Source organism: Nocardia sp. JCM 38205, from assembly GCF_058222935.1.
Genome location: NZ_JBYHFL010000003.1, coordinates 322834 through 345331 on the forward strand (window position 1 = coordinate 322834; position 22498 = coordinate 345331).

Sequence of the window (22498 nt, forward strand, 5' to 3'; positions counted from 1 at the left end):
GCTCCTTTTGTCATGACCGGGGCCCTGCGTGGTGACGCTTCGCTGCGGCCTCCGGGCCTGACCGCTCATGACTGTGCATTCCTCGGTGTCGGTTCGTGCCGGGCGCTTCGGTGGCCTTCAGTGCGTCCAGCAATGCGGTGAGTTCGGCCTCCAGCCGGATCAGTCGGTCGGTGTCGTAGCCGGGCAGCCGCGCGGCGAGCGCGGTGCCGAAGGCTCGGCGGGATTCGATCAGCCGGTTTCGTCCGGCCGGGGTGAGGGCGACGACCACGGCCCGCGCATCGTCCGGGTCCTTGTGCCGGGTGGCGTATCCGTCCGCGACCAGCTTGCCGATCAGCGCCGTTGCCGCCGGTTGTGAGCATCGATCGATGCGGGCGAATTCGCTGACCCGTAGCTCACCGTGCTCGTCGAGCACCGACAGTGCCCGCAGTTCCGCGCGCGGTGGAAGGGCGTCCCCACTGATCACCCCGGCCAGCCGAGTCAGCCGAGCGGCGTTCACCACGAGATCGACGACGATGTCTTCCGCGGAAACCACGTCACTCGGCTGCACCTGAATATTATTACATAGGCTAACTATCTATTGTTGGTGAGATGAGTCACCGGCAGGGGGAGGGGAAGGGTTCCCGCCCGGGCCGCGCCTCAACCGCGCCGGTCCGTCCATGGCGTTCGCCGTAGCTGGATCGGTCTCACACCTCGGCAATGCCCCGAGGGTTGCGCAAGATACGGGGCATCGGGACGGGCGAGGGTGGAATCAGCTCCCGCGGGATTACCGGCATCCGCGGGTAGGCCGGCTTGTATGTTTCGTCGCCGATCACGAGACTTGCCGTCTGGACAATCCAGTTGCCCTCGGCCAATGCGCGCTCCACCGCGAGGAACAGTTGGTACTCGGTCGCCGACGCCAGTTCATCGCCGAACGAACCGTGCGCGGCGTACCGGACGGGTGGCCGGGTGAGATCGAAGGTGGACAGCAGGTCCCGCAGCCGAGACACCACGTCCTTCAACTGTTGCAGGGCGATCGAGCCGATGGTGGCGGCTCGCCGCGCGGCGGTGGCCGCATCATTTTCCGAGGCACGCCAACTTCCCGCGTCTCGCTCCAAGGCATGCTGGAGTTTCGTCAGCGACGCGATAGCCGACCCGGCCATGCCGACGGGCTCGGGAGCGGGTCGCGCGGGTGGTGGGGCCGGAGGTTCGACCGCATACTGCGGAGTGCCCAAGGTCCTTGCGAGGGAACGGAAACAGTCCGATGCTCCGGAGATGAATTCGGCGAGGGCCCGCGACGCTCCAGGCGGGGGATCGAGGTGCCATGGCTTCGCATCGGGTGGAGTCGGTGGCGGACCGGGTGATGGCGACGGCGTGGGACCGCCGGCCACTGGCCCGACTGTCATGAGAGCACCTCTCGTCGGCGATTACGAGCTCGTGCCCGCAGTATCGGATCCGAGGCGCGGCGATAGTTTCCCATCGGCGGCACCCGCTACGACCTGCGGAACCGGCTCGGCCGCACCATCAATCGGTGCGGCCGAGCATTCGGTGGCACCCCGCCCGGCTAGGCGGACTGCGGTAGCGGCCGGTGTCGGGGCTTGCCGAACAGCAGCCCGTCACCGTGGGCGCGCTTGAAGTGCAGGTGCGCGTCGTGTTCCCAGGTGATGGCGATGCCGCCGTGCAGCTGGATCATTTCGGCGGCCACGGTCGAGTAGGCCTCGGAGCAGTGGCGGCGGGCTACCCAGACGTCCTCGGCGGCCGACGGGCTGTCGGTACCGACGGCGAGGGTCGCGGCGTAGGAGGTGGACTTGGCGGATTCGACCAGCACGTACATATCGGCCATGCGGTGCTTCAGGGCCTGGAAGCTGCCGATCGGGCGGCCGAACTGGACCCGCGATTTCGCGTATTCGACCGTTGTGTTCAGGCATTGTTCGGCGGCGCCGACCTGCTCGGCGGCCAGGGCCGCCCAGGCGATTTCGCGCAACCGGGTGATGATCGGTGCCGGATCGCCGGTGCCGAGCCGGCGCGCGTTCACATTCGTGAAGGTGATCTCGCCGAGCTTGCGGGTGGGGTCCATGGTGGCGGATGCGCGCCGTTCGACGCCCGAGGCCGCCGGATCGACCTCGAACAAGCCGGTTTCGGTGACCACGATCAGCGTGTCGGCCCGACCCGCATCGAGGACGTAATGTGCGGTGCCGCTGAGGCGTTCACCATCGGCGCGCACGCCGAAGCCGGCCCAGCCGTCTGCTGCGGCCCAGCACACGGCCAGTGTCCTCGTCCCCTCGGCGACCTCCGGCAACAGTCGCTCACAGGCGTCCGAATCGCCGGACAGCAGCACCGCCTGCGCACCGAGTACGGCCGATCCGAGCATCGGCACACCGGCGAGCGACCGCCCCAATTCCCCGACCACCAGCAGCGATTCGATCAGGCTCGCCCCGAACCCGCCGTACTCCTCGGGAATGGCCAGCGCCGCGACTCCGACCTGCTCACACAGTGTCCGCCACAGTGCGGCGTCGTAGCCCAGTTCGCTGTCGAGTGCCTGCCGGTCGACAGCGGGGCCACCCTTCTTGGCCACCGCTCCACGCACGGCGGCGACGAGTTCTTGCTGCTCCGGGGTGATCACGCGTTTTCTCCGTTCCGGCTGGTCGGTCGGTGCGCCCATGCGTGCGCGAATTCCGAGGGGAGCGGTCCGACCGAGACGGCACCTGGGCCCTGCTCACCTCGGGCGCACACGGGTGCGATGCGGGCGGTACTCATGCGGAGGCTCCGCCAGCGACGGTCGAGCGCAGCGCTTCGGCGATCCGCGCGCGATGGAAATCCGCCGTGCCCCACGCCGAGCGCAGCGCGGTGACCTTGGTGAGCAGCAGCGACAGGTCGTATTCGGCGGTGTAGCCGATGGCGCCGTGTACCTGCAGGCCGGTGCGTGCCGCGAGGTGGGCGGCGTTGCCGCAGGCCACCAGGGCCGCGGACACGTCACGGGCGCGGTCGGGACCGCCCGCGGTCAAGGCGGCGCGGTGCAGCAGCGGTTCGGCCAGGTCGAGCGCGATGAGCACATCGGCCAGCTTCTGCTTCACCGCCTGGAACTCGCCGATCGGACGCCCGAACTGCTTGCGCTGCTTGGCGTATTCGGTCGCCGCGTCCAGCAGGCCGCTCCCGGCGCCGAGCAGCTGCGCCGCACACGCCAAGGCCGCGGCATCGAAGCCGGCGGCGATGGCGTCCACGACGTGCGCACCTTCGGCGATCAGCTCATCGGGTACCACGGTGAACAGCCGGCGCGCCGGATCCACCGAGCGCACCTGTTCGCCGACCGTGCCGGTGGACAGCCGGTCGCCGTCCGCGATCAGGATCAGCTCGGCCACATCGGCGTCGAGGGCGATGGCTCCGCGGCCCGGGGCAGCGAAGGCGATCGTGCCGAGCGTGGTGCCGGCCGCGATACCCGGCAACCACCTTGCCGCCGCGTCAGCACCGGTCGAATCCGCGAGCGCTTGCAGCACGGCGGGAATCGCGGCGGCCGATTCCACCAGCGGCCCGGGCGCAGCCGAGCGCCCGAGCTCACCGAACGCCACCACCAGGTCGATCGGTTCGGCACCGATACCGTCGAACTCCTCGGCCACCGCGAGCCCGAAGACCCCGGCCCCGGCCAACTGTTCGAGCAGCGCACGCCCCGCGGCGTGCTCACCGGCCGACCACGAACGCACCGCGGCGGGTGTCTTACCGGCGTCGAGCAGCTTGCGAATACTGGCGGCGAAATCGACGTGTTCCGGACTGAGCGCGAACCTCATCGGCTGCCTCCTCTCGGTAGGCCGAGGAGCCGCTCGGCGATGATGTTGCGTTGGATCTCGTTGGTACCGGCGTAGATCGGGCCCGACAGCGAGAACAGATAGCCGTCGGTCCACGGCCCGGCCAGTTCGGCGGTGTCGCCGAGCAGGTCGAGCGCCGTTTCGTGCATGGCGATATCGAGTTCGGACCAGAACACCTTGGTGATCGAGGATTCCGCGCCGAGCTTGCCGCCCTCGTTCAACCGGGTCACCGTGCCGAAGGTGTGCAGCCGGTAGGCCTCGCTGCCGATCCAGGCGTCCACCACCTTGTCGCGGGCGGCGGTATCCGATGCCTCGGTGCCCGCCCACAGGTCGATGAGCCGCTGTGCGGTGGCGCTGAATCGCCCCGGGCTGCGCAACGAGAGGCCGCGTTCGTTGCTGGAGGTGCTCATCGCGACCCGCCAGCCCTCGTTCGGCGCACCGATGACGTCGGCGTCGGGCACGAACACCTCGTCGAGGAAGATCTCCGCGAAACCGGGTTCCCCGTCCAACTGCGGGATCGGGCGCACCGTGACGCCCTCGGCGTCCAGCGGGAACATCACGTAGGTGAGGCCGCGATGGCGTTCGGCCTCGGGATCGCTGCGGAACAGCCCGAACGCGCGATCGGCGAAGGCCGCGCGCGAACTCCAGGTCTTCTGCCCGCTCAGCAGCCAGCCGCCCTCGGTGCGGCGCGCGGTCGAACGGATACCGGCCAGGTCGCTACCGGCTTCCGGCTCCGACCAGGCCTGCGCCCAGATATCGTCGGCGCGGGCCATGCGCGGCATGATCCGGGCCAGCTGCTCAGGGGTGCCGTGCTCGAACAGTGTGGGTGCCAGCAGGAAGATGCCGTTCTGGCTCACCCGGCCGGGCGCGCCCGCCGCGTAGTACTCCTGCTCGAACAGCACCCATTCCAGCAGCGACGCATCGCGCCCGCCGTACTCCTGCGGCCACGACACCACCGAGTAGCGCGCCTCGGCGAGGGTGTGTTCCCACTCCCGATGGGCCTCGAAACCGGCCTTGGTGTCCATCGACGGCAGCGGCTGCGCCGGCTTGTTCGCGGCCAGCCAGTCGCGCACTTCCCACTGGAAGTCGCGGGTGGCCTGATCCAGATCCAGATCCACTTATTTCGCCCCGTTCTGCGTGGCTTCGGCGTCGGCGGACGCCGTACTCGCCGTGGCTTTCATCGTTTTGGCGTTCATGCCGCCGAGGGAATCCGCGCCGACCTCGGCGTTGTGGGCGTGCGCGAAATGGTGCAGGCCGAACACCGAGTCCATGCCAGACCGCATGCCCATCAGGTCCTCGGCCTGGTTGACCGCCTTCTTGGTGAGCGCGAGACCGAACTGCGGCATGGTGGCGATCTTGTCGGCCAGCGCGAAGGTCTCGGTCTCGAGTTGTTCACGCGGCACGACCCGGTTCACCATGCCCCATTCCTTGGCCTGCGCGGCGCTGAACCGGTCGCCGGTGAACAGGAACTCCTTGGCCGCGCGCGGACCGAGCACCCACGGGTGCGCGAAGTACTCGACGCCCGGAATGCCCATCCGGACAACGGGATCGGAGAAGAAGGCATCCTCGGAGGCGACGATCAGATCGCACACCCATGCCAGCATGAGCCCGCCGGCGATGCAGGCGCCCTGCACCATCGCGATGGTCGGCTTGGGGATCTCCCGCCAGCGCCTGCACATGCCCAGATAGACCTCGGTCTCGCGGGCGAAGCGCTGATCGCCGCCGACGCGGTCCACATGGTCCCACCACAGGGCGGCCTTGTTCGGGTAGCGCACATGATGGTCGCGGCCAGGCGTGCCGATATCGTGCCCGGCGCTGAAATGCTTGCCGTTGCCGGCCAGCACGATGACACCGACCTCGGCGTCCTCCACGGCCCGCTCGAAGGCGGCATCGAGGGCGTAGGTCATCACCGAGTTCTGGGCATTGCGGTAGTCCGGCCGGTTCATGGTGATCACGGCCACCGCACCGCGGCGCTCGTAGGTCACCACATCCGGTTCGAACGGCACCGCTGGTTCTTCGGCAGGCATTTACGACTTCTCCTCACGTAGTTGACGTTTGAGCACCTTCCCGGCGGCGCTGTAGGGCAGCTGGTCGCGGAACTCGACGATGCGCGGCACCTTGAAATTGGCCAGCACGGTGGTGGCGTAGGCGATCACGTCCTCTTCGGTGAGCGTCGAGCCGGGCTTGCGCACCACATACGCCTTGCCCACCTCGCCCATCCGGGTGTCGGGCACCCCGATGACGGCCGATTCCGCGACGCCGTCCAAGCGGGCCAGCGCCTGCTCGATCTCGGCGGGATAGACGTTGAAGCCGCCGCTGATGTACATGTCCTTGAGCCGGTCGGTGATCTTGAGGTAGCCGCGCTCGTCGATGGTGCCGATATCGCCGGTGTGCAACCAGCCGTCGGCGTCGATGGCCTCGGCGGTGGCCTTGGGATCGTCGAGGTAGCCGAGCATCACATTCGGTCCGCGCAGCAGCACCTCACCGGTGGTGTCGAGGCGCAATTCGAAATCGGCGATGGGCCTGCCGCAGGTGTTGGCGACGGTTTCGGCGTCGTCGTCGGGTCGGCACATGGTGCCGAAGCCGGCCGATTCCGACAGCCCGTACGCGGTGACGACCACATCGAACGACAGTTCCGAGCGCATCCGCTCGATCAGCACCACCGGTACGGTCGCCGCGCCGGTGACGGCCACCCGCAGTGTGCTCAGGTCGTAGTCGTCGCGGTTGGGGAAGTCGAGAATGGTCTGGTAGATGGTCGGCGGACCGGTGAGGACGGTGATCTTCTCCTCGCCGACCATCCGCATCGTCTGCGGTACGTCGAACACGATCTGCGGCACGATCGTCGCGCCCGCCACCAGGCAGGCCAGGAAACCGGCCTTGTAGCCGAAGTTGTGGAAGAACGGGTTGACCAGCAGGTAGCGGTCGGTGCTCGTGAGCGTCGAGCAGCCGATCCAGGCCCGCACCACCGACAGCGCCTGGCGATGCGCCACCAGGGTGCCCTTGCTGCGGCCGGTGGTGCCCGAGGTGAACAGGATGTCGGAGATGTCCTCGGGGCTCACCGATTCGGCGCGCTCGCGCGCCTGCTCGCGGGTCACCGATTCGGCGGCCTCGGGCAGCTGCGACCAGTGCAGGACCCGGGGATCCGCCGATGACGACTCGACTGTCATCGGCCCCTCCACCGGGATGACCACGATCGTCGGAATATCGAGCTCGGGCGCGGCAGCCAGCAGTTCGGTCAGGCGTTCGCGCCGCAGGAACGGCCCGGAGATGAACAATGCCTTCGGGTTCACCCGGCGCAGTACGTCGGCCGCTTCCTCGGCCACGTACCGGGTGTTGAGCGGCACCAGGGCGGCGCCGCAGTAGTGCGCGGCCAGGGCGGCGGTGACCCAGTGATGGGTATTGGGCGACCACATCGCCACCCGGTCGCCACGCTGCACGCCACGGGCGATGAGCGCCCGCGCGACGTCCTGCACCGCTTCCAGCAGCTGCGTCCAATCCAGGCGGGTCTCGCCGTCGGCCACGGCGGGTGCGGTGCCGAAGGTGCGCGCCGCGTCGTGCAGCGCCATCGGGGTGGTCTGTGCAGGGGTTGTCACGGGTTGTCCTCACCGTCGGTGCGGTCGGTAAGACCGGAGTCTTACAAAGCAAGTGCTTGGTAGGTTATCGTATCGGCGTGGGTGCGATCCAGACCTCAGAATCCGACACCGGTCCGGCCGGTGGGCGCAGTTCGGCGATTTCGCCGGGCGATCCGGCGAATCCGGCGTCCACCACGGCAAACGAGGCGGCCATGACGGCAAAAGATGTGAACGGCCACGACGCCGACGCGACCTTCCGCGCCGAGATCCGCGCCTGGCTCGCGGAGAACCTGAACGGCGAGTACAAGGATCTGCGCGGCCTCGGCGGGCCCGGCCGCGAACACGAGGCCTTCGACGAACGGCTGGCTTGGGATCGTCATCTGGCGGCCTCGGGCTGGACCTGCCTCGGCTGGCCGAAGGAATACGGCGGCCGCGAGGCGAGCGTCCGGCAGCAGATCATCTTCCACGAGGAATACGCCAAGGCCGATGCGCCCGCTCGGGTCTCGCACGTGGGTGAAGAGCTGCTCGGGCCGACCGTGCTGGCCTTCGGCACCGAAGCACAGAAGCAGCGCTTTCTGCCCGGCATCCGCACCGTCACCGAACTGTGGTGCCAGGGCTATTCCGAACCAGGCGCGGGCTCCGACCTGGCCGCGGTCGCCACCTCGGCCCGCCTCGACGGCGACGAATGGTCGATCAACGGCCAGAAGATCTGGACCTCGCTGGCGCACGTGGCCGACTGGTGCTTCGTGGTGGCCCGCACCGAACCCGGGTCGAAGCGCCACAAGGGCCTGTCCTACCTGCTGGTCCCGATGAACCAGCCGGGCATCACGGTGCGCCCGATCAATCAGCTCACCGGCACCTCGGAGTTCAACGAGGTGTTCTTCGACGATGCCCGCACCGCCGCCGATCTCGTCGTCGGCGAGCCGGGTGAGGGCTGGCGCATCGCCATGGGCACGCTCACCTTCGAACGCGGTATCTCCACCCTCGGCCAGCAGATCCGCTTCGAACGCGAACTCGCCGGCGTCGAGGAACTGGCGCGCCGCAATGGCGCCATCGACGATCCGCTGATCGCCGACCAGATCGACCGCGCCTGGGTCGGTCTGCGGGTACTGCGCGCGCATGCCATGCGCACCATGGAGGGCGCGGGCGCCGATGACGGCGGCGGGCAGGCCTCGGTGGCGAAGCTGCTGTGGGCCAACTGGCATCGCGGCCTCGGCGAACTCGCCATGGCCGTGCGTGGACCGGCAGGCCTGGTGGCCGCCGACGACGATCTCGACGAATGGCAGCGGCTGTATCTGTTCACCCGCGCCGACACCATCTACGGAGGTTCGAACGAAGTGCAGCGCAACATCATCTCCGAGCGTGTGCTCGGTCTGCCCCGGGAGGCTCGCCCGTCATGAGTGAGAACACCGTGTCGTTGTCGGTCGCACCCGCGCTCGTCGCGGGCCACGGCCTGCTGACCGATCGCAAAGCCGTGGTGACCGCCGCCGCGGGCACCGGCATCGGCTCGGCCACCGCGCGCAGGCTGCTGTCGGAGGGCGCCGACGTCGTGGTCTCGGACTGGCACGAACGCAGGCTGGGGGAGACCCGCGCCGAACTGAGTGCCGAATTCCCCGACCGCAAGGTCGAGGCCATCGTCTGCGATGTGTGCAGCACCGAACAGGTCGACGAACTGGTGCGCGGCGCGGCCGCGGCGATGGGCCGGATCGACATCTTCGTCAACAACGCCGGCCTCGGTGGCGAGACCCCGGTGGTCGATATGACCGACGAGCAGTGGGACCGCGTGCTCGATGTGACGCTCAACGGCACCTTCCGCTGCACCCGCGCCGAACTGGCCTATTTCCGCGCAGCCGGCCACGGCGGTGTGGTGGTCAACAATGCCAGTGTGCTCGGCTGGCGCGCCCAGTACGGCCAGGCCCACTACGCGGCGGCCAAAGCCGGCGTGATGGCGTTGACCAGGTGCAGTGCGGTGGAGGCCGCCGAGCTGGGAGTGCGCATCAATGCCGTCGCGCCCAGCATCGCCAGGCACGCCTTCCTGGACAAGGTGAGTTCCACCGAACTGCTCGACCGGCTCTCCGAGCGCGAGGCCTTCGGCCGGGCCGCCGAACCATGGGAGGTCGCGGCCACCATCGCCATGCTGGCCAGTGACTACACCACCTACCTGACCGGCGAGATCGTCTCCATCAGCAGCCAGCGCGCCTGAGCGGGCCGAAAAAGCCGGAGCCGTCTCAGCCCTGGTGTGCAATCCTGGATGAGGTCGGGATCGCACACCCGGAGGGGCGATGGCTATGGGCCAGGACCACCGATCTGCCCGAGAACAGCCCACGCGCGAACAACTCGAACTCGAGTTGGTGCGTGATGTCGTGCTCGCACGGCGCAGACAGGAAAGTCTGGTCCTGGCCGCGTTGACCTTCGGCGCCGAACTCCTCGACGTCGGGCGCCGCTCGGCAGCTTCCCGCGCCGGGCGCATTCTCGAGTCCTATGCCGTGGACGAGAACGACATCGCCCGCGATCCCCGCGCCGCGCTGCGCGCCGATATGGCACGCGAACGGGCCAGGGCCCGCCGGATCGGGCTCGGCACCGGCCAGAACGGCAGCGAAGAGCAGCGGCGCCGGACCCATCAAATCGAACTGCTCTACGAGGTGCGCGCCGATCTGCTCGATGTGGTGCGCAGTTCCCGCAAATACCGTTTCGACCGCGACACCTTCTCCGACCAGATCGCGCAGGGCCTGTGCGCGGTGACCGACAAGCTCATCGGCAGCGCCGATATGGACACCTATCACGCCTGGCAGCGCGGGATGGTGCTGAAGCTGATCGAGGAACCCACCCGCTACGGCCCGCCACGGGTACTCGCCACCGTCGACGCAGGCCCGGGTCGCAAACCCCTCACCGTCGAATGGGACAGCTGCGAACGCCGATTGGCCCTGGTGATGCGGATGATGCGGGCCGGCATCTCGCCCGTGGTGATCTGTGAGCGCCTGCTCGCCGACCTGTCGAGATCGTCGCCGCTGCGGTATTCGGAGCGGTGAAAACTGTTTGCCCGGATCCGCTCTCGCGTGTAATTCCACATGAATGCGCATCGGGGTCGTGGGTTTGCTGCGGGGACTGTATATGGCGGAGTGGGCCGCACGGACGGGGGTCGAGGTGGGCGCCGTCTGTGATCGCGATCCCGAACGTCTGGCCGCCGCGCACGCGACGTTCCCGGCGGCCGAGGCGGGTGGAGACTGGATCGAATTACTCGACGCCGGCATCGACGGTGTCATCCTGGCCAATGATTTCGATGCCCACGCGGAGCTGGCCATCGCGTTCCTCGACCGCGGAATCCACGTGCTGTCGGAGACGGCGGCCTGTACATCCGAGGACGAGGGGCGCCGACTCATCGCGGCGGCCGAGCGTTCGACGGCGACGTACTCGTTCGCCGAGAACTACGCATTCCATCCGCACACCCGGCTGCTCCGCGAGGCGGTAAAATCCGGCGAGCTCGGCGCTATCACTGTGGTAGAGGCGGACTACCTGCACAGCCTCTCGCCGCGTGAGACCGCCGCACTCATCGGCGACCCGGCCCATTGGCGCGGACGTATCGCGCCCACCGCGTATTGCACGCACACCGTCTCCCCACTGCTGAACCTCACCGGCGCCTGGCCGGTAGAGGTCAGCGCCTTCCCGGTCGGGCCGGGTGATCGTCCGGCCGCCGTCGTCCTGACCATCCGCCTCTCCGATGGCACCCTCGCTCTGGCCCGCCACGGTTTCCTCGCCGGCGAACCCGACAGCCACTGGAGCTGGATCTCGGTACGGGGCGCCCACGGCCTCGCAGAATCGCTGCGCACCTCGGGCGACAGCGCCTGGTCGGTGCGAGTGCGCTCAGAAGGCTGGGCTCGGCCCGATGGCCGCGCTCATGAGGAAATCCGCCGCCCGCGCCCCTACCAGGTCGACAACGAGCCGGTCGACCGGATGGCCGAAGGCACCGTCGCCCTGCTCGAGGGTTTCCACGCCGCCGTCGAACACGGCGCGGCACCGCTGATTCCGGTACGACCGGCGGTCGCGGCGTCGCTGGTCGGAGTGGCGGGCGCGGAGTCGCTGGCGCGCGGGTCGCAGCCAGTTCTGGTCCCGGACGTATCCGTGTAACGGCCGTCGGCGCGGTCGTCGCAGACCTTGATGATCGCTCGTGAAGGTGTGCTCGCGCCGGAGTTCTTCTCGATCGAGGCGTGGCTGGGGCGGCCCGGCAATGCCTGGGAGTACTACCAGGTCCTCGGCCGTCGCGGTGCCTGCAACAAGCCCAACGCGACTTGCGAGATCTGGTTCGCGCCCACATCCTGGAGCCGGTAGGCCGTACCCGAGCTCGCTTCTACCGCGCCGGCCCTGAATTTCCCGATGCGGCACTGGAAGTCGCGAACACACCGGTCACGCTGCTCGACCCGTACCAGTTGTAGGTAGCGCAACTCGGCTCCCGCGCCCAACTCGGTCGCGGCAAGACCACCACGACGTCGGCTCTATCCATCACGGCGATTCAGCTACCAACACTCCGAGGGGCTGGCAGGTTTCGGATCATGCTCAGCGGAACCCTGGCCAGTGATCGTCGTCCTTCTTACGTTGGCGAAGTAGATCATTCGCGTATTCGTAGGACGGGACAACGATGGCATCGAAACCTCTGCATCTGGGGGTCGCGCTGGACGGGGCCGGGTGGCATCCGGCGGCGTGGCGGGAGCCGAACTCGCGGCCGGCGGAATTGTTCGATGCCGGCTACTGGATGGATCTGGCCGGTGTGGCGGAGCGGGCGCGGCTCGATTTCCTCACCATCGAGGACAGTTTCACGGTGCCGGGTGAACGGCACGAGTTCGGTGATCGAGTGGATCGGGTGCGCGGCCGGCTGGACGCACATCTGATCGCGGCGCGGCTGGCTCCCGCGACCAGCAATATCGGATTGATCCCGACCGTCACCACCACGCACACCGAGCCGTTCCATGTGTCGAAAGCGCTCGCTACCTTGGATTACACCTCGCAGGGCCGGGCGGGATGGCAGGTGAAGGTGTCCGGCTCGGCCACCGAGGCGGGCCATTTCGGCAGGCGCGAGATTCGAGCACTCACCTCCGAGGAGTTGGCGCGCGCGAGGACCGGGGCCGCCCTGCCGGATTCGGTCGTGGAGTTGTTCGACGAGGCGAGCGATGCGGTGGAGGTCGTGCGCAGGCTCTGGGACAGCTGGGAGGACGACGCCGAGATCCGTGACGTCCCCAACCGGCGGTTCATCGACCGGGACAAGCTGCACTACATCGACTTCGAGGGCCGGTTCTTCTCGGTGCGTGGACCGTCCATCACGCCGCGCCCGCCGCAGGGCCAGCCGGTGGTGACGGCGCTGGCTCACCATCCGGTGGTCTACGAGTTCGCCGCACGAGCCGCTGATCTGGTGTTCGTCACCCCTGATCTCGAGGCGGGCCCTTCATCTGTCCTCACTCAAATCGCGGATGCCGCTGCCGGACGAACCGGTGAACGGTTGAGGGTGTTCGCGGATCTGGTCGTCTTCCTCGATTCGGAGACCGAGACCGGCGCGGCGCGTTTGGCTCGGCTGGACGAGTGGGATGGTAGCGAATTCAGCTCCGACGCAGCCGTCTTCACCGGCAGCGCCGAGCAGCTGGCGCAGCTGTTGACGCGCTGGAGCGAGCAGGGCGTCGACGGATTCCGGCTACGCCCGGGTGTGGCCGTCGACGACCTGAACGCCATCGCCGACCAGGTGGTCCCGGCTCTGCGCGACCACGGCCTGGCCCGCACCGAGTATCCGGGCGGCTCACTGCGTGCCCTGCTCGGATTGTCCACAACCGTCCCCAACCGCTACGCCGTCGCCTGAACGAGGTCACCATGAGCACCCAACGCAAGCAGGTCATCCTCGGCGCCTACCTCGGTGGCGTCAACCATCACACCTCCTGGTGGGATCCGCAGGCCGGCAGCCAGATCGAATTCAGCTCGTTCGAGCACACCGCCCGCACCGCCGAACGCGGCAGGTTCGATTTCTTCTTCCTCGCCGAAGGGCTCGCGCTGCGTGAACGGGCGGGCAAGATCTTCGACCAGGACATCATCGGCAGGCCCGACACCTTCACCGTCCTCGCCTCGCTCGCCGCCGTCACCGAACATCTCGGTCTGGCGGGCACCATCAACACCACCTTCAACGAGCCCTACGAGCTGGCACGGCAGTTCGCGAGCCTCGATCATCTGTCCGGCGGGCGCGCCGCGTGGAATGTGGTCACCTCGTTCGACGCGTTCACCGGCCAGAACTTCCGCCGCGGTGGGTATCTGGACCGTTCGCAGCGGTACGCGCGGGCGGAGGAGACGGTCGCAGCGGTGCGCGCGCTGTGGGATTCGTGGGCGGCCGGGGATATCGTCGCCGATCGGGAATCCGGGCGCTACCTGGCCCGATCGGATGCGGGCGCGTTCGCCGTGCACAGCAGTCAGTTCGACATCGCCGGCCGGTTCACCGTGCCGCGCAGCCCGCAGGGCCGTCCGGTGACGTTGCAGGCCGGTGTCTCACCGCAGGGCCGTGACTTCGCCGCCGCCAATGCCGACGCCATCTTCTCCCCCTACGGTCAACTCCCCGAGGCCGCCGATTTCTACCGCGACATCAAGGCCCGCGCGGTCGCGGCCGGACGCTCGGCCGACGACATCAAGATCCTGCCCTCGGCGAGTTTCGTACTCGGCGACACCGAGGCCGAGGCCATCGAGAAGTACCACACCATCCGTGACGAGCAGGTCACCGGCCAGACCGCGCTGATCCTGCTGGAGCAGATCTGGAACCGCGATCTGTCGGCCTACGATCCGGACGGCCCGGTGCCCGATATCGACCCGGATCCACAAGCGCCGCCGATCATCCAGGGCAAGGCGTTCGTGTATCAGGATCGGTTCGCCACGGCAGCCAAGCTGCGGGCGGTCGCCGAGGAGAAGAAGCTGAGTTTGCGTGAGGTCGTGATCGATCAATTCGAACGCGGACCACTGGTCGGCACCCCGGACCAGATCGCCCAGCAGATCGACGATTTCGTGCAGAACGATGGCTCCGACGGTTTCATCCTCGGCTCCCACCTGGTGCCCACCGGTCTCGACGAATTCGTGGACCGGGTGGTGCCGCTGTTGCAGGAGCGTGGTGCGCTGCGCGCCGAATACACCGGAACCACCCTGCGCGACAATCTCGGCCTGCCGAATCTCTACGAGTCCGGCAAGGTCGCCGCGCGCGGCTGAACCCGCCGGGCAACGGCTGGCCGAGGCTGCACAGAACTGGTGGCGCACCAAGATATTCGGTGGCTGGGGCACCGCGGCAGCGGAACGATCGCGGATGCGCCGACGGCCGTTGGATCAGACAAACGGCCGTCGGCACAAGTGGGTTCAGCGATCCAGGCGCTCGATGATCGTGACGTTCGCCGTCCCACCACCCTCACAGATGGTGAGCAGCCCGTAGCGTCCGTTGATCCGCTCCAGTTCGTTGAGCAGGGTGGCGAACAGCTTGGCGCCGGTGGCGCCGAGGGGGTGGCCGAGGGCGATGGCGCCGCCGTTGACGTTGACCTTCTCCGGGTCGGCGCCGGTCTCCTTCAGCCAGGCGAGCACGACGGGGGCGAAGGCCTCGTTGATCTCGATGACGTCGATATCGTCGATGGTCAGGCCGGTCTTCTCCAGTGCCCACTTGGTGGCCGGGATCGGCGCACTGAGCATGAAGATCGGGTCGGCGCCGCGGGCGCTGACGTGGTGGATGCGGGCGCGCGGGGTCAGGCCGTACTCCTGGACGGCCCAATCCGAGGCCAGCAGGGTGGCGCTGGCGCCGTCGGAGATCTGTGAGGCCACCGCGGCGGTGAGCGGGCTGCCCTCGGCGAGCGCGGGCAGCGAGGCCATCTTCTCCAGGCTTGTCTCGCGCGGGCCCTGATCGATCCAGAAATCGCCGACCGGAACGATCTCGCGATCGAAACGGCCCTCCTTGATGGCGCGGCGGGCGCGTTCATGGCTGCGCAGCGCCCAGCGCTCCATGTCCTCGCGGCTGATGCCCCACTTCTCGGCGATCAGCTGGGCGCCGTGGAACTGCGACACCTCACCGGTGCCGTAACGGTGATCCCAGCCCTGGGCACCGACGAACGGCGAGTCGTAGCCGTACTCCTTACCCGCGAGCATGGCCGCCGAGATCGGGATGGCGCTCATGTTCTGCACACCGCCGGCGACGATCACCTCGGCGGTGCCGCTCATGATGGCCTGGGCGCCGAAGTTGATGGCCTGCTGGCTGGATCCGCACTGCCGGTCGACGGTGACGCCGGGAACTTCCTCCGGGTAGCCGGCCACGAGCCACGCGGTGCGGCCGATATTGCCTGCCTGCGGGCCGATGTTGTCGACACAGCCGACGATGACGTCATCCACCACACCGGGATCGATGGGGTTGCGGTCGAGCAGACCACGCAGGGCCGCGGCACCGAGATCGGCCGGATGCACGCCGGCCAGGGCGCCGCCGCGCTTGCCGACCGGGGTGCGCACCGCGTCGATCACGTACGCCTCGCGCAGCGGGGTGTAGGGGCGGCGCGAGCCGGAGGGTTCGGACATGTTCAGACTCCTACGTGGTGTGCTCGGGCACGGTCAGCCCGTCGAGCACGATGGTCAGATATTGCTTGGCGAGGTTGTCTACGGTGATCGGCCCGCCAGGGGTGTACCAGCGCACCGCCACCCAGACGGTGTCGCGCAGGAACCGGTAGGCCAGTTCGATATCGAGTTCGGCCCGGAAGCTGCCGTCGCGTACGCCCTGGGTGAGCACCTGCTGCCACAGCGCGCGGAATTCCTTGTTGTATTCGTCGATGTAGGTGAAGCGTTCGACGCCGCGCAGGCGTTTGGCCTCGGCCTGGTAGATGGCGACGGCGGCGTGGTAGCGGTCGAACGACTCGTAGGAGGCCAGCACCAGCGCCTCGAGGGTGTCGCGTGAGCTCAAACCGGCGGCGGCGATGTCGCGGTAGCGGCCGAAGAGGTCGTCGAGGAAGCCTCGCAGGATTTCGTCGACCATCGATTCCTTGGAATCGAAGTGGTGATACAGGCTGCCCGATAGGATTCCGGCCGCATCGGCGATATCGCGGACGGTGGTGGCGCGCAGACCCCGCTCGGCGAACAGGTCGGCCGCCAATCCGAGCAGTTCGTTGCGCCGGGCTGATTTGGACGGGTCGGGTGCGGTCACCCGGCCATAATACAACCAAGCATTTGCTTGGGGAAGGGTGGCCGGCCGCCTGAACGATCAGCGGGCTCGTAGCGCCGTCGCGATCCATGCGCACAGCCCCCCGCGGCGCCGCCGCACGGAGCGGCATGGACCAAAGAAATGAAGTCGGGCGGCCTCCCGCGAGGGGAGACCGCCCGACCGTCGACCGAGCTGACTCGGTTACGTCGACGCGCCGGGGGTCGCCCGGGCGTCCTGGGTGAGCGCGGCGATCGTGTCTATCCGCGCGACCGCATCGCGCACGATGCGGTCGATGAGTTCCTGGCAGGTGGGCAGGTCGTCGATGATGCCGGTGACCTGGCCCGCGGCGAGCACGCCCGCCTCGGTATTACCTTCTACCAGACCGGCTTTGAGCAGCATCGGGGTGTTAGCCGCCATGATCACCTGGGACCAGGTGAGGTCCTTGGCCTTGCGCATGGCCAGGCCGTCGCGGATCATGGTGGACCACTTCATGCCGGTCATCGACTTGAACTTCGCGGCATTGGCGACCGCGGCGGTCAGACCGCGCCAGTTGCCCGAATGCTCCAGGCGCTGCACCAGTTCGGTGTTGAGCACGCGGTGCGGCATGCCGTCGACCTTGAGCGAGACGACGGTGTCCTGCAGGTGCCGGTTCAGGTATTCCTGCTTCACCGCGTCGGGGACCTGGCTTTCCTGGGTCAGCAGGAAACGGGTGCCCATCGCGATGCCCGCGGCACCGTAGGCGAGGGCGGCCGCCAGGCCACGGCCGTCGAAGAAGCCGCCTGCGGCGACCACCGGGATATCGACGGCATCGAGCACCGAGGGCAGCAGCAGCGTGGTGGCGACCGGACCGGTGTGCCCACCGCCCTCGCCGCCCTGCACGATCACCGCGTCGGCGCCCCACGAGGCCACCTTCACGGCGTGCTTGGCCGCGCCGATGGACGGAATCACGACGACCCCGGCATCTTTCAGCTTCGCGATCAGCTCCTGCTTGGGCGCCAGCGCGAACGACGCCACCGCCACCTTCTCCCGGATCAGCAGGTCGATGCGCTCACCGGCGTCGGAGGCGTCGGCGCGGATGTTCACGCCGAACGGTTTCGCGGTGTGCGATTTGGTCTTCGCGATCGCGGCCTCGAGCTCGTCGTAGGTCATGGTGGCCGAGGCCAGGATGCCGAGCCCGCCGGCCTCGGCGGTGGCCGCGACCAGCCGCGGCCCGGCCACCCAGCCCATGCCGGTCTGCACGATCGGATGCTCGATGCCGACGAGTTCGGTCAGCGGAGTCCGCAGCCGTGCACTCATGACGAGACCTCCTTCTCGCGAATGCCCTTCGGGTCGAGCACGGTGCGAATGATCCGCAGCTCTTCCTCGGTGGGCAGCCGCGTTTCGCCCGCCTCGCCCAGCTCGGCGATCTCGAACGAGGTGTTCTCGGCGACCTCATCGGCGGTGACACCCGGATGCAGCGACAGCGCCCGCATGGTGTGGCCGGGCCCGCCGAAATCGAAGACGCCGAGATTGCTCACCACCCGATGCAGATGGTGGAACCGGAAGGCGGGATTATCCGGATCGATCTTGTCGTAGCCGATACCGGAGACGATGTCGACGGTCTCGCAGAACACCCGCCTGTTGTGCCGCGGCACGAAGTAGCTGGTGGCGTGGTTGATGGTGTTGCCGGGCGCGCCGCGCACCCCGAACATCTGCCGGGTGGGCTGTTGCAGCGGGCCGAAGGCGGACAGGTTCTGATTGCCGTACCGGTCCAGCTGATTGGCGCCCATCACCACGTGCCTGCGCCCTGAGGCGACCACATCGAAGACCCGGGAGAACGGAATCCAGCCCTCGATGGGCGCCTTGCCGCCGATCGCAGGCACCTCGGCGAACAGCAGCGCCTCACCGTCGGACAGCAGCAGATCCGGCTCGAAGGTCAGCCGCGCCAGCCGGGCGCCGATGGTGGTGATGGTGGACATCGGGCTGGCCATGATCTCGCCCGCGCCACGGAAGATCTCGGCCGCGGCGACGACGCAGACCTCGGCCCGGGTAATCGGCTCGCCCGTCGCCCGACCACCGCCCCCCACGGAATCGCTCTGCGATGCAGTGATGTTCTCGGTCATTTCTGCTCCTCGGCGAAAGCACGGACGGCGGCCTGGTATTCGTCCTCGGACACATCCAGGTAGCGCGCCTTGAACTCGGCCCACGATTCGGGTGTCTTGGCGGCTTCCACATAGTGGCGCTGGAACTTCTCGTCGCGGCCGTAGCTGCCGGAGAAGGTGAAGTGCGCGCCACCGGGGGCCTCCACCACGCCGTCGACCATCATCCGGTTGAGGATGATCGACTGCTGCGGAACGGCTTTCACCAGCTCCTCGGTGTCGACCAGTCGGTCCACCGTCAGGTAGCGGCGCTCGGCCGACAGACAGTACAGATCGTCGAAGTACGGGTCGACGCCGGTGTAGGCGGCATTGCCGTGCTTATCGCCCAGATCAAGGTGCACGAACGCGGCATCCAGCTTCAGCGCGGGCATCGCGATCAGCGTCTCGGTCTTGCCGTCGGTGGGGTAGGGCGACTGCACCGTCTTCAGCTCGCCCTCCCAGAAGTCGAGCACGGCCGAACCCAGACCGGCGCGGATCGGCAGGAACGGCAGGCGGGCGGCGGCGGCCTGCAGACCGCACTTGACCATGCCCTCGTCCATCTCCCGCACGGTGATCGCGCCCTCGGTGCGCGCCTTGGCGAACCAGGGGTCGTAGAACGGTGCCGAATCCAGCGAGACGAACCCGTAGTAGGCCTTGCGCACCTTGCCCGCCGAGCACAGCAGGCCGAGATCGGGGCCGCCGTAGGTGACCACGGTCAGATCGGTGATATCGGACCGCAGCAGCGCCCGGACCAGGGCCATCGGCTTACGCCGTGACCCCCAGCCACCGAGGCCGATGGTCATTCCGCTGCGCAGTTCGCCGACGACCTCGTCGAGCGTCATGTGCTTGTCGCGCATGGGTTTCTACTTCCCTTTCTTCTGTGCGGCCAGATCGTCGTCGAAACGCGCGCGGATCTCATCGGCCACACCGGCGAGGTTGAGCTCCATGGTGAAGCCCTGCTCGTAGCGGTAGGAGCGGTGCACGTCCTGCACGTCGATGCCGTTGAGGGCGCGTTTGGCGGCGCGGATCACCCGGCCGTCCTTGTTCGCGATGTTCTTGGCGACGTCCATCGCGGTGGCGTCGAGTTCGGCGCGCGGCACCACGTGCAGCACCGAGCCGTAGTGGTGCAGCTGCTGCGCGGTGAGGGTGCCCGCGGTGTAGAACATGGCCCGCATCAGGTGCTGGGGGATCAGCCGGGCGAGGTGGGTGGCCGCGCCGAGGGCGCCGCGGTCGACTTCGGGCAGGCCGAAGGTGGCGTCGTCGGAGGCGACGACGATATCGGAATTGCCGACCAGGCCGATGCCACCGCCCAGGCAGAAGCCGTTGACCGCGGAGATCACCGGCACCTGGCAGTCGTAGACGGCGGCGAAGGCCTCGAAGCAGCCGTGATTGGCGCGGATCAGCGCGGTGTGCCCGGTGTCGGCGTTCATCTCCTTGATGTCCACGCCGGCGTTGAACCCGCGGCCCTCGGCGCGCAGCACCACCACCTTGGTCTCCGGATCGCGGCCTGCCTCGCGCAGTGCGTCGGCGAGAGCGAACCAGCCGTCCGAGGGTATGGCGTTGACCGGCGGATAGTCGACCGTGATGACGGTGATGCCGGTTGATTCGGTGTGACGGTTGATCCCCATCGCAGTTCCCATCGTGAGCGAACCTTGGCTAAGCAAGCAATTGCTTGGTAGGTTAGCACGGTGGCACTCGAAATCGATCTGTCCGGACGCGTCGTTCTGGTAACCGGCGGTGTCCGCGGGGTGGGCGCGGGCGTCAGCCGGGCCCTGCTCGCCGCGGGCGCGACCGTGCTGGCCTGCGCACGCCGCCCCGGTGACGCCCCGGTGGAATACGAGGGACGGCAGGCCGAATTCCTGCCATGCGATGTGCGCGACGGTGACGCGGTACGCGAGCTGATCGACACCGTCATCGCCCGGCACGGCCGCCTCGACCACCTGGTCAACAACGCGGGCGGCGCCCCCTTCGCCCTTGCCGCCGACGCCAGCGCGAAATTCCACGCCAAGATCGTCGAGCTGAATCTGCTCGCACCGCTGCTGGTTTCGCAGCTGGCCAACGCGGTGATGCAGGCCCAGCCCGACGGCGGCACGATCGTCAATATCTCCAGCGTCAGCGCGCATCGCCCGTCACCGGGCACCGCGGCCTACGGAGCGGCCAAGGCCGGCGTCGACAGTCTCACCGCCTCGCTCGCGGTGGAGTGGGCGCCGAAGGTCCGGGTGAACTCGGTGGTCGTCGGCCCGGTGGAGACCGAACTCAGCCTGCTGCACTACGGCGACGCCGACGGGGTGGCCGCGGTCGGCGCCACCATCCCGCTGGGGCGGCTGGCCCGGCCCGAAGACGTCGGCCGCTGCGTGGCCTTCCTCGCCTCACCGCTGGCCGGCTACGTCAGCGGGGCGACCCTCGAGGTGCACGGCGGCGGCGAACGCCCGGCCTTCCTGGACGCCGCCACCGTCAACACCGCCGCCCCCAACGGCGCGCCCAAGCCCTGACCGACCAGACCTGATCAGCGCCGCGCCCCGGCCTGATCGCCCACCCCGACCGCTGAGCAAGACGATAGGAAAACGATGGAAACCGATGGGATCTGTGCCGGACGTACCGTGATCATCACCGGCGCCGGCCGCGGCATCGGCCGCGCGCACGCGCTGGCGTTCGCCGCGGCGGGCGCCAAGGTGGTCGTCAACGATCTGGGCTCCGCGCTCAACGGCGCCGATACCGGCGAGACACCGGCCGAGCAGGTCGTCGCCGAGATCCGCGCGCAGGGCGGCGAGGCCGTGGCCAATGGCGACGACGTGGCCGACTGGGAAGGCGCGCGCCGGCTCATCCGCCAGGCCGTCGACACCTTCGGCGGGCTCGACGTGCTGGTCAACAATGCCGGCTTCGTGCGCGACCGGATGCTGGTCAACCTGTCCGAAGAGGAATGGGACGCCGTGATCCGGGTCCACCTCAAGGGTCACTTCGCCACCATGCGCCACGCCATCGAGTACTGGCGTGGTGAGTCCAAGGCCGGACGTCCGGTCGACGCTCGCGTGATCAACACCAGCTCCGGCGCCGGCTTGCAGGGCAGCGTCGGCCAGGGCAACTACGGCGCGGCCAAGGCGGGCATCGCCGGCCTGACCCTCACCGCTTCGGCGGAATTCGCCCGCTACGGCGTCACCGTGAACGCGATCGCCCCCGCTGCGCGCACCCGGATGACCGAGACCGTCTTCGCCGAGGATATGGCCGCGCCCGAGGAGGGCTTCGACGCGATGGCGCCGGAGAACGTCTCGCCGCTGGTCGTCTGGCTCGGCAGTGCCGAATCCGCCGGCGTGACCGGCCGCATGTTCGAGGTCGAAGGCGGTAAGGTCGCCGTCGCCGAGGGCTGGCGGCACGGCATTCCCGTCGACCGCGGCGCCCGCTGGGACCCGGCCGAACTCGGCCCGGTGGTGGCGGACCTGCTCGCCAAGGCCAATACGCCCGAACCGGTCTACGGCGCGTAATCCGGCTGTCTTCAGCCTTCCGAACGGCGGCGCGAGTTCTCGACTCGCGCCGCCGTTTCGCGTCGGGACCGGGCCGCGGGCTTCGGCGAGCTCCGCTGACAGCTCGCGCTCGTGGCACGGGGTGGCGGCGAGATGGGCCGATCGCACGTGCGGCAGCCCCTCGCGAACCTCGGCTGCTCTCGGCACGGGATGTGTTCGCCGCGGAAGATCCGTCGGTTTCGGCGGCGCTCACCACGCCGGAGACCCGGCGAGCGCCTCTGCCAGCACACGATCGAGTTCCTGCGGCGCCGCCCGGTAGTAGGCCGCGGTCCGGTGTGGCGGCTCTCACGTCGGTGGATGCCGGGCTCTTCCGCGAGGCTACCGCCAGCAAACCGACCGTAAG

22 protein-coding genes are annotated in these 22498 nt (G+C 68.4%); 9 read left to right on the top strand and 13 right to left on the bottom strand.

The window, feature by feature from the left end:
* Positions 1–10 precede the first annotated feature (10 nt).
* The 7 genes from AC4HOU_RS13250 to AC4HOU_RS13280 all read right to left on the bottom strand — a co-directional run bounded on the left by AC4HOU_RS13250 (position 11) and on the right by AC4HOU_RS13280 (position 7369).
* Positions 11–547, bottom strand: a complete 537-nt coding sequence (locus AC4HOU_RS13250) for a MarR family winged helix-turn-helix transcriptional regulator (protein WP_280498746.1) — start codon at positions 545–547, stop codon at positions 11–13.
* 136 nt (positions 548–683) lie between these two features.
* Positions 684–1139: a hypothetical protein gene (locus AC4HOU_RS13255; protein WP_490724544.1), complete on the bottom strand. Its 456-nt coding sequence runs from the start codon at positions 1137–1139 to the stop codon at positions 684–686.
* A 401-nt stretch (positions 1140–1540) separates the two neighbouring features.
* Positions 1541–2599 carry an acyl-CoA dehydrogenase family protein gene (locus AC4HOU_RS13260; protein ID WP_490724545.1) on the bottom strand — a complete coding sequence of 353 codons (1059 nt, stop codon included), beginning with the start codon at positions 2597–2599 and terminating at the stop codon, positions 1541–1543.
* 130 nt (positions 2600–2729) lie between these two features.
* A complete protein-coding gene (locus tag AC4HOU_RS13265; RefSeq protein WP_195020542.1) occupies positions 2730–3758 on the bottom strand; it encodes an acyl-CoA dehydrogenase family protein in 1029 nt (342 codons plus the stop codon).
* The gene (locus AC4HOU_RS13270; RefSeq protein ID WP_194992569.1) at positions 3755–4894 is read right to left on the bottom strand and encodes an acyl-CoA dehydrogenase family protein; all 1140 of its coding nucleotides are present in this window, start codon (positions 4892–4894) and stop codon (positions 3755–3757) included. The genes AC4HOU_RS13265 and AC4HOU_RS13270 overlap by 4 nt, the downstream gene beginning before the upstream one ends.
* Positions 4895–5803, bottom strand: coding sequence for an enoyl-CoA hydratase (locus AC4HOU_RS13275; RefSeq protein WP_163813980.1), 909 nt, complete (start codon positions 5801–5803; stop codon positions 4895–4897).
* The gene (locus AC4HOU_RS13280) at positions 5804–7369 is read right to left on the bottom strand and encodes a FadD3 family acyl-CoA ligase (protein WP_490724546.1); all 1566 of its coding nucleotides are present in this window, start codon (positions 7367–7369) and stop codon (positions 5804–5806) included.
* A 191-nt stretch (positions 7370–7560) separates the two neighbouring features.
* Between AC4HOU_RS13280 and AC4HOU_RS13285 the strand changes: the two genes are divergently transcribed.
* The 7 genes from AC4HOU_RS13285 to AC4HOU_RS13315 all read left to right on the top strand — a co-directional run bounded on the left by AC4HOU_RS13285 (position 7561) and on the right by AC4HOU_RS13315 (position 14566).
* Complete coding sequence (locus AC4HOU_RS13285) at positions 7561–8748, top strand: acyl-CoA dehydrogenase family protein (RefSeq protein WP_490724664.1); 1188 nt, start codon at positions 7561–7563, stop codon at positions 8746–8748.
* On the top strand, positions 8745–9551 hold the full coding sequence (locus AC4HOU_RS13290; protein WP_194991390.1) for an SDR family oxidoreductase: 807 nt from the start codon (positions 8745–8747) through the stop codon (positions 9549–9551). The genes AC4HOU_RS13285 and AC4HOU_RS13290 overlap by 4 nt, the downstream gene beginning before the upstream one ends.
* A 79-nt stretch (positions 9552–9630) precedes the next feature.
* Positions 9631–10377 (top strand): hypothetical protein, encoded by a 747-nt coding sequence (locus AC4HOU_RS13295; protein ID WP_256673304.1) that lies wholly within the window; start codon positions 9631–9633, stop codon positions 10375–10377.
* A 43-nt stretch (positions 10378–10420) separates the two neighbouring features.
* Positions 10421–11473: a Gfo/Idh/MocA family protein gene (locus tag AC4HOU_RS13300; RefSeq protein ID WP_490724547.1), complete on the top strand. Its 1053-nt coding sequence runs from the start codon at positions 10421–10423 to the stop codon at positions 11471–11473.
* A gap of 30 nt (positions 11474–11503) precedes the next feature.
* Positions 11504–11674, top strand: coding sequence for a hypothetical protein (locus tag AC4HOU_RS13305; RefSeq protein WP_490724548.1), 171 nt, complete (start codon positions 11504–11506; stop codon positions 11672–11674).
* 307 nt (positions 11675–11981) lie between these two features.
* Positions 11982–13187, top strand: coding sequence for an LLM class flavin-dependent oxidoreductase (locus AC4HOU_RS13310; RefSeq protein ID WP_490724549.1), 1206 nt, complete (start codon positions 11982–11984; stop codon positions 13185–13187).
* 11 nt (positions 13188–13198) lie between these two features.
* The gene (locus AC4HOU_RS13315) at positions 13199–14566 is read left to right on the top strand and encodes an NtaA/DmoA family FMN-dependent monooxygenase (RefSeq protein WP_490724550.1); all 1368 of its coding nucleotides are present in this window, start codon (positions 13199–13201) and stop codon (positions 14564–14566) included.
* Between the two features lie 144 nt (positions 14567–14710).
* Here AC4HOU_RS13315 and AC4HOU_RS13320 read toward each other — a convergent pair whose 3' ends face one another.
* The 6 genes from AC4HOU_RS13320 to AC4HOU_RS13345 form a co-directional block, all read right to left on the bottom strand.
* Entirely contained in the window at positions 14711–15865 is a 1155-nt protein-coding gene (locus tag AC4HOU_RS13320) for an acetyl-CoA C-acetyltransferase (RefSeq protein ID WP_490724665.1), read from the bottom strand.
* 49 nt (positions 15866–15914) lie between these two features.
* Positions 15915–16523, bottom strand: a complete 609-nt coding sequence (locus AC4HOU_RS13325) for a TetR/AcrR family transcriptional regulator (RefSeq protein ID WP_490724551.1) — start codon at positions 16521–16523, stop codon at positions 15915–15917.
* 198 nt (positions 16524–16721) lie between these two features.
* Positions 16722–17816, bottom strand: coding sequence for an NAD(P)H-dependent flavin oxidoreductase (locus AC4HOU_RS13330; protein ID WP_490724552.1), 1095 nt, complete (start codon positions 17814–17816; stop codon positions 16722–16724).
* Positions 17813–18622, bottom strand: a complete 810-nt coding sequence (locus AC4HOU_RS13335) for a CoA-transferase subunit beta (RefSeq protein WP_490724553.1) — start codon at positions 18620–18622, stop codon at positions 17813–17815. The genes AC4HOU_RS13330 and AC4HOU_RS13335 overlap by 4 nt, the downstream gene beginning before the upstream one ends.
* Entirely contained in the window at positions 18619–19494 is an 876-nt protein-coding gene (locus AC4HOU_RS13340; RefSeq protein ID WP_490724554.1) for a CoA transferase subunit A, read from the bottom strand. Before AC4HOU_RS13340 ends, AC4HOU_RS13335 begins: the two co-directional genes overlap by 4 nt.
* Before the next feature lie 6 nt (positions 19495–19500).
* Positions 19501–20265, bottom strand: a complete 765-nt coding sequence (locus AC4HOU_RS13345) for an enoyl-CoA hydratase family protein (RefSeq protein WP_163814044.1) — start codon at positions 20263–20265, stop codon at positions 19501–19503.
* A 60-nt stretch (positions 20266–20325) separates the two neighbouring features.
* Here AC4HOU_RS13345 and AC4HOU_RS13350 point away from each other — a divergent pair, with 60 nt between their 5' ends.
* Positions 20326–21129 (top strand): SDR family oxidoreductase, encoded by an 804-nt coding sequence (locus tag AC4HOU_RS13350; RefSeq protein WP_163813988.1) that lies wholly within the window; start codon positions 20326–20328, stop codon positions 21127–21129.
* 75 nt (positions 21130–21204) lie between these two features.
* Positions 21205–22116 (top strand): SDR family oxidoreductase, encoded by a 912-nt coding sequence (locus tag AC4HOU_RS13355; protein WP_163813989.1) that lies wholly within the window; start codon positions 21205–21207, stop codon positions 22114–22116.
* Positions 22117–22498: the final 382 nt, after the last annotated feature.

Coding starts and splice junctions, on each gene's coding strand:
- AC4HOU_RS13255 (WP_490724544.1), bottom strand. CDS start 1,139: ATGGCCGGGTCGGCTATCGCGTCGCTGACGAAACTCCAGCATGCCTTG.
- AC4HOU_RS13265 (WP_195020542.1), bottom strand. CDS start 3,758: ATGAGGTTCGCGCTCAGTCCGGAACACGTCGATTTCGCCGCCAGTATT.
- AC4HOU_RS13275 (WP_163813980.1), bottom strand. CDS start 5,803: ATGCCTGCCGAAGAACCAGCGGTGCCGTTCGAACCGGATGTGGTGACC.
- AC4HOU_RS13285 (WP_490724664.1), top strand. CDS start 7,561: ATGACGGCAAAAGATGTGAACGGCCACGACGCCGACGCGACCTTCCGC.
- AC4HOU_RS13290 (WP_194991390.1), top strand. CDS start 8,745: ATGAGTGAGAACACCGTGTCGTTGTCGGTCGCACCCGCGCTCGTCGCG.
- AC4HOU_RS13295 (WP_256673304.1), top strand. CDS start 9,631: ATGGCTATGGGCCAGGACCACCGATCTGCCCGAGAACAGCCCACGCGC.
- AC4HOU_RS13300 (WP_490724547.1), top strand. CDS start 10,421: ATGCGCATCGGGGTCGTGGGTTTGCTGCGGGGACTGTATATGGCGGAG.
- AC4HOU_RS13305 (WP_490724548.1), top strand. CDS start 11,504: ATGATCGCTCGTGAAGGTGTGCTCGCGCCGGAGTTCTTCTCGATCGAG.
- AC4HOU_RS13310 (WP_490724549.1), top strand. CDS start 11,982: ATGGCATCGAAACCTCTGCATCTGGGGGTCGCGCTGGACGGGGCCGGG.
- AC4HOU_RS13315 (WP_490724550.1), top strand. CDS start 13,199: ATGAGCACCCAACGCAAGCAGGTCATCCTCGGCGCCTACCTCGGTGGC.
- AC4HOU_RS13330 (WP_490724552.1), bottom strand. CDS start 17,816: ATGAGTGCACGGCTGCGGACTCCGCTGACCGAACTCGTCGGCATCGAG.
- AC4HOU_RS13335 (WP_490724553.1), bottom strand. CDS start 18,622: ATGACCGAGAACATCACTGCATCGCAGAGCGATTCCGTGGGGGGCGGT.
- AC4HOU_RS13340 (WP_490724554.1), bottom strand. CDS start 19,494: ATGCGCGACAAGCACATGACGCTCGACGAGGTCGTCGGCGAACTGCGC.
- AC4HOU_RS13345 (WP_163814044.1), bottom strand. CDS start 20,265: ATGGGGATCAACCGTCACACCGAATCAACCGGCATCACCGTCATCACG.
- AC4HOU_RS13355 (WP_163813989.1), top strand. CDS start 21,205: ATGGAAACCGATGGGATCTGTGCCGGACGTACCGTGATCATCACCGGC.